The sequence below is a fragment of the Bacillus cereus group sp. BfR-BA-01441 genome, from assembly GCF_022663075.1.
GTDB lineage: Bacteria > Bacillota > Bacilli > Bacillales > Bacillaceae_G > Bacillus_A > Bacillus_A cereus.
This window is the reverse complement of sequence record NZ_JAKUEU010000430.1, coordinates 1-218: the sequence shown is the minus strand read 5'-3', so window position 1 is coordinate 218 and position 218 is coordinate 1. Positions and strand designations below refer to the sequence as shown.

The window sequence follows — 218 nt, the reverse complement described above, 5'->3', positions numbered from 1 at the left end:
TCTATCAGATTGAATGTAGAGTTTGACGAATACCTCGGATCTTATGCCTTACTTGTAAAGCACACTGCAAAACAACCGAAAATGGTGGTTGCCGATCCAATAAAAGAGCCGGGGGAGAAAACACGACCAAACTTGCAAAACGAACAAATAAGACGAGAGGATTTCCCGCAAGGTTACTATTTTGGGAATCCAATTATGGGGGTGTAGGGAATGGCTGA

1 protein-coding gene is annotated in these 218 nt (G+C 43.1%); it reads left to right on the top strand.

Annotation, left to right across the window (positions count from 1 at the left end; all coding sequences use genetic code 11):
• Positions 1–207, top strand: a 207-nt coding sequence (locus MR107_RS31085) for a hypothetical protein (protein ID WP_242293230.1), incomplete at its 5' end; no start/stop codon positions are given.
• Between the last annotated feature and the right edge of the window lie 11 nt (positions 208–218).